The organism is Oscillatoria sp. HE19RPO (genome assembly GCF_024220515.1).
Classification (GTDB): Bacteria; Cyanobacteriota; Cyanobacteriia; order Cyanobacteriales; family Laspinemataceae; genus Laspinema.
On the sequence record NZ_JAMXOT010000362.1, the window covers coordinates 1 to 6070 of the forward strand.

The window sequence follows — 6070 nt, forward strand, 5'->3', positions numbered from 1 at the left end:
AACAAATAAATCATCCTTGCTTTGATGCGATCGCACCTAACAAGGCTCTTTTAGCCCGCGCAGGCACCGCTTTGTCCGTGTAGCCCCAGGCTTGAGCCTGCGGGTTTTTTGAAGGTTTTATTTTTTGGAGTTCCCTTACTTCAGTTTTAATCCCTTAATCTCGATCGTCGGTAAATGATCCCAGACGAAACACATCCCCAAAGACTGAATCATCATTGACTATTCTCGCCGGGTCCGGGGAATCATAAACCACTAACAAAGAATTGGGTTGTCCCAGACAAGGCATCAGGGCCAAGCCTTCACCGCGATCGGTTCCTAACTTAAACGGTAAATCAAATAAAACTTTTAATTCCTTGTCATCCTGGGCAATCAGTGTATCTCCCTCCCGCTCAAATACCCCAGTCAACCGGAACATTTTCATTCCCGCGTCTAAATCTAAAGTTGGACCCCCTAAAATAATGAGGTCTTCTCCCTCTAAACATAATTCTCGAATTCCTAACCCACTGAGATCCAAAAAATGCTTTTTATACAGTCGTCCTTCTGGGCCAACTTCTTTGAGGGTTAAAATTCCCGGTTCGCTTTCTTCGACTTCTAGTTCAATAATCACCGCCCAACCTCGCAGAACGGGACCGCGAAACCCCATAAAAATTTTAGAACCACGAACGGCCAATCCTTCGATATCTAATCCATTTTCTTTGCTGGGAAACTGAGCGGCGATCAGGGAACCAAAATGAGCATCTTTTTTCAGAGCATCTATTAAAATATTGCCGGTTTCAGTTTTTTGCAAAGAAGCCGCAGTCAGTTGGCGCTCGCCATCTAAGGGGTCCGGACAGGCTTGCACGGGAATTCCCTGTTGAATGGGAATTCTTGCTAATAAATATCGATTCGCATCCGTTTTAATTTCCGCCAGCCTGCGGATATCTTTTTCGGGATTCTTCCCTTTCGGCTTATTGCGTTTGGTACTATGAGAGCCAGTAAACCACAGGCATCCATCAGAGTAATCCATTCCTTCGATATCGATTTCATCTTCGTTATTAAATAACTCGATAAATTCTCCGATTTCAAAGGGTTGATGATTTCCATACACATAAGGTTCAATCAGAGAAAGCCGTTCGAGGGTGAGCAATTCATCTGAACCGACCCATAAAGACCCATCTGGCGTAAAGGTAACGGCGGATAAATCTGCAACCCGTTCCTTGGTTTCAGGGTCAAATTTAAGCAGAAGTCGGCTGAGTAAAAAAGCTGGAGACATAAGAATTTCACCTAAGTTGTGTATTTTATATAGGCCCCCGTTACAGGAATTGCCCCGTCTAAACAATTCATTGAGGGTTACTATAGTTGGAGAAGACGACGGTTGAGTAGAGATGCCTCAGACAGGGGTACAGGATTCGATAAAGAGGAGAAAAAATGGGCTTTTGCATCACATAGATTGCAAAGGAAGCCGATATTTTTTACAAAAATTCGGTTTCTAACCTAGATTGTAGCAGAGTCGTAGGCCGTGATGTGCTCTCTCAAAAGGTAGAAATTGAGGTAGAAATTGGCTCAAAAGGGAGGAAAAATAGGCATTTTTTTAACGAGTCGCGATCGCCTCGAAGTGATGACACGCACCCCAGGGTTTGCTCCTAGTCCCAGTCGTTTCCTTGTGACATCTTGCACCCTGCTCAACAACCGGCGGGGGTTTAAACCCCCGCCTCATAGCTAAAGTCGGTTAAAAAACGACTAAGAACATTACTGGATAAGGCTTTCAGTCGATTTTAACTGACATCTTGCATCATTCTCAACAACAGGTGCTTTTAATTTACTCCACCGCCACCGACTCCGGTGCCGGAAATTCAGTACAAACGTCATAGAAACCCGTCATCGGGGGTTTGGCAAATAAATGGGAAATTTCGTTTAAAATGGCCGCATAAGCCTCACTATGGTTAGACTCCATTGCGTCGATATCATCCCAAAAAATCACCGCAATCCCCTTATCGGTATTCGGCTGTTGCAGTAAATAAGCTCCCTTAAACCCTTGGGTGTAAGTAGAAACGGCTTTAGCATACAGTTGCTTGGCTTCTTCAAATTTACCCGGTTTGAATTCGCCGATCGCCACATAAGCATATTTATGTCTGAGAAAATCCATAAACTCGGTCATGACTGCCTCCTCTGGGTCACAAAAAAAATCCATAATTTAATGACAAGTAGAGTCAGAAAGCAGCAAGTTCGGACAGTGCATTACCCGACCTCGAATCTCTCCTTTCTCTCTTTCCTTGTCTGTTTCCACCTTACCATTATTAGCACCCAGGAGCGAAAGCAACCCCGTCCATCCATCACCCCTTTAAAACTCCAATTCATCCTCTACAGACTGAAGATTCCCACAGAGATTCCGTTGCCAAGCCGCCCGGACTAACCGGAGTTCATTGTAGCTATATTTTTCGCCCAAATGTTCGTAAACCGGCCTGAGTAGATTAGAACCCAACAATTGCAACGCTTGGATAATCACCTGCTGCCTTTGCACCGGAACCAAGCGGTGAATATCCACCGGCTGATCCATTTCCAGTAGTTCAATTAAATGACTTTCCACCGTTGTCTCTTTCAGATTCCGTTTCGCCGCAATCTCAGCCACACTCATCCCTTCTTGATGGGATTCTAGGGTGATGATCTGCGTCAAAGAAGGGTCAGATTTCACCACCGATTCAGGAATGGCAGTCGGGGCGTTTTCCTGGAGTCCTCGTTGTTGACAGTAGGCTTGAATTTCGGTAATAAACTGCTCGCCAAATTCCGCCAATTTATACTCTCCCACCCCGGAGATTTGTTTAAAAGCCGCCAAAGATTGGGGACGTTGCTGGGCGATCGCTTTCAAGGTACTATCTCCAAACACCACAAAAGGCGGAACCCCTCGCTCATTGGCAATGTCCCGGCGCAGGATGCGCAACTGCTCAAATAACGCTTCCCCAGCAGCATCCAACTCCCCAGTGCCATTGTTCCCTCGACTCATCCCGACGGAAGAGAGTCCATAAGTTCGGCAATACTCGCGAATTTCTGTGACAAAGCGATCGCCATACTGGTCAACTTTATACCCCACCACTCCCGAGAGATTGCCAAATTCATCTAAAGTTTGAGGACGTTGTTGCGCCATTAATTTCAGGGTAGAATCCGCAAATACCATATAGGGGGCGACGGATTGCTCATCGGCGATTTCCTTGCGAAGCGATCGCAGGCGATCGAGCAACATTTCCACCTCGGCCTTTTTGCGATCGCGATCGGTCATTTCTGTATTCACCGGCGCTTTCGGAACCGCAATGAACACCTGCCGTTGCTTTCGCATCACCTCCCAACTGCCCTCATTTAACTTGAGAACCGAATACCCATCAGTGGTTTCTTCCAGTAACCCTTGATGAATGAGCGATCGGCCCAGCATTTTCCACTCATCAGCGGTTTTATCTAATCCAATCCCATAAGTTGATAAAGTTTCATGACCATATTTTAAAACCTTCTGATTTTTAGACCCGCGTAACACATCGATAATGTGTTTCATTCCAAACCGTTCCTTGCAGCGCGCCACACAAGAGAGGAACTTCATCGCTTCAATGGTCCAATCTTCTGTGGGGTTAGGATTTCTGCAATTATCACAGTTTTGGCAATTTCCCGGAAACCGTTCCCCAAAATACCCCAGTTGAATGGTGCGCCGACAAACCGTACTTTCTGAATAATTAATAATTTGTCGCAACTGCTGACGGGCAATTCGTTGTTCGTCTGCATCGGTTTTTTGGTCGATAATATACTCAATGGTTTTAATATCACCATAGCCAAAAAACATTGTACAATTCGCCGGTTCTCCATCTCGTCCGGCCCGTCCAGATTCTTGATAATAGCCTTCAATATTGCGGGGTAAATCATAATGCACCACAAAACGCACATCGGGTTTATTGATCCCCATCCCGAAGGCAATGGTGGCGACGATCACTTGAGCATCATCCCGAATAAAGCGGGTTTGATTGCTACTGCGTTCCTCATCGTTCATTCCGGCATGATAGGGGATGGCATCAATGCCTTCGCGCTGTAATTTATAGGCAATTTCATCCACCCGGCGACGACTGAGACAGTAGATAATTCCTGAACCCTTGCTTTCGCGAATCAGCTTGACTAATTCCCGATAAGATTGCTTGTTTTTTTGACGAACTTCGTAATACAGGTTCGGGCGGTTAAAACTGGCGATGTGTATTTTGGGGTCACGCAGGGCTAGTTGTTGGGTAATGTCTTGCCGAACGCGATCGGTTGCGGTAGCAGTCAGGGCCATCATGGGAATTTCTGGATAGCGCTGGCGCAGCAGTTGCATTTGCCGATATTCTGGGCGGAAGTCATGGCCCCATTCCGAGACGCAATGGGCTTCATCGATCGCAAATCCACTGATTCCCACTTGAGCGCGTACTAGGTCCATGAAGGGCAGAAATCGTTCACTCAGCAGACGTTCTGGGGCGACATAGAGGAGTTTGATTTCACCCTGGAGAATGGCTTGTTCGCGCGATCGCGTCTCTTCCCACTTCAGGGTGCTATTGAGAAAGGTACAGGCAATGCCGTTATTTTTCAGGGATTCGACTTGATCCTGCATTAAGGCAATCAGGGGTGAAACCACCACTGTTATCCCCTTGCGGAGGAGGGCTGGGAGTTGAAAGCACAAAGACTTACCGCCCCCAGTGGGCATGACGATCAGCATATCCCGATTTTGGAGGGCGGCTTCGACGATCTCGCGCTGTCCCGGACGAAAGCTATCATGCCCAAAAAAATGCTTGAGCGATCGCTCTATCTGGTTTGGGGCAGTGGCGTTTAAGGGGCTGATGCCTGACATGGCTGGCAGTTTGTCGTTGAGTTTCACCTTATTTTATCGGGTCACTGACCCGCATCATTCTTAAATTCTTAAATTAAGTCGGGATTTTGAGTTAATGTCCCGATCGTTGATTTTATCCGGTCACAGGGCCTGCTGGCTAGAAGTTTCGATTTAGCCTTTGCTGACAAGGATTGGGATGAAACTTGCCAGCTTGACTCTTTTTTATAACTTAAGTGATGTGAGGAGAAACATGGGAACGCCTTTATTAAGGCATCCAACCACCCAGCATCGGTGGAGTCGGATGAGAATGCTCCCACCAGCCCCCCCCGACGGCACCCCCGCAACGGTTGGGCAACCATTATTTGAAGGGGGTACCGTGATTTCTTTGGCAGCCTATCGACAACGGGCGATCGACCCCAACACCTTTATCTGTCCAATCACCGGAGAACTTTGGCTAAACTCGGTTTGTGCTCGTTCTTCCACCAAACTCCACGATAGCTGTATCGGTTGTCCCGCAGCCAAACTGCGCTGCTTGGTAAGGGCGATCGGGATGGAAATTGAGGGTTAGTTTTCCCCAGAATCCACTCCACTTGCCCCGCGATCGGCCCATAATGGTGAATAGACCCTTACATCAGGAGTAACCTATTATGCCCAAAGCCATCTGGAATGGAGCCATCTTAGCCGAAAGCGATCGCTGTGAAGTTGTGGAAGGAAACCAATATTTTCCCCCTGACTCCATCAAGTCGGAATATTTCCAAGAAAGTAATACCCACACCAGTTGCCCTTGGAAGGGTCAAGCTAGTTATTACAATATTGTAGTTGAGGGTGAGGTAAACAAAGATGCCGCCTGGTACTATCCCAATGTTAAAGATGCTGTCAAGCAAATTAAAGGATATGTAGCCTTCTGGCGTGGAGTCAAGGTAGAAGTCTAAGTTGCTCTAAAGGCGTGTTCTATGAACACGCCTTTATTTTACCTGTTCTCTATTTTGTTCGTAGTAACGACTTCAGTCGTTCTCTTAAGTTCGTAGTAACGACTTCAGTCGTTCTCTTAGTTCGTAGTAATGACTTCAGTCGTTTTCTTTGTTTGTAGTAACGACTTCAGTCGTTCTCTTAGTTCGTAGTAGTGGCAACAACCAGCGTGGGTTTTAAGGGAACTCCAAAAAATAAAATCTCCAAAACCTTCGTTCGTAGATCAACAGAGTAGCCCCGTCAATGTAGGGGCGCAATGCTTGCGCCCGACGGAGGGCGCAAGCATTGCGC

At 46.8% G+C, this 6070-nt stretch carries 5 protein-coding genes; 2 read left to right on the forward strand and 3 right to left on the reverse strand.

Going from position 1 to position 6070, the window contains the following annotated elements:
• Positions 1-154 precede the first annotated feature (154 nt).
• The 3 genes from NG833_RS26600 to recQ form a co-directional block, all read right to left on the reverse strand.
• Positions 155-1252, reverse strand: coding sequence for a DUF3616 domain-containing protein (locus NG833_RS26600; RefSeq protein WP_254568292.1), 1098 nt, complete (start codon positions 1250-1252; stop codon positions 155-157).
• 546 nt (positions 1253-1798) lie between these two features.
• Positions 1799-2137, reverse strand: coding sequence for an antibiotic biosynthesis monooxygenase (locus tag NG833_RS26605; protein WP_254568295.1), 339 nt, complete (start codon positions 2135-2137; stop codon positions 1799-1801).
• Between the two features lie 183 nt (positions 2138-2320).
• Positions 2321-4831, reverse strand: coding sequence for a DNA helicase RecQ (recQ, locus tag NG833_RS26610; protein WP_254568296.1), 2511 nt, complete (start codon positions 4829-4831; stop codon positions 2321-2323).
• Positions 4832-5060: 229 nt separating this feature from the next.
• On the opposite strand from recQ, the gene NG833_RS26615 reads away from it, so the two are divergent.
• Complete coding sequence (locus NG833_RS26615; RefSeq protein ID WP_254568293.1) at positions 5061-5378, forward strand: hypothetical protein; 318 nt, start codon at positions 5061-5063, stop codon at positions 5376-5378.
• 79 nt (positions 5379-5457) lie between these two features.
• Positions 5458-5742, forward strand: coding sequence for a DUF427 domain-containing protein (locus NG833_RS26620; RefSeq protein ID WP_254568294.1), 285 nt, complete (start codon positions 5458-5460; stop codon positions 5740-5742).
• The last annotated feature ends 328 nt before the right edge of the window (positions 5743-6070 follow it).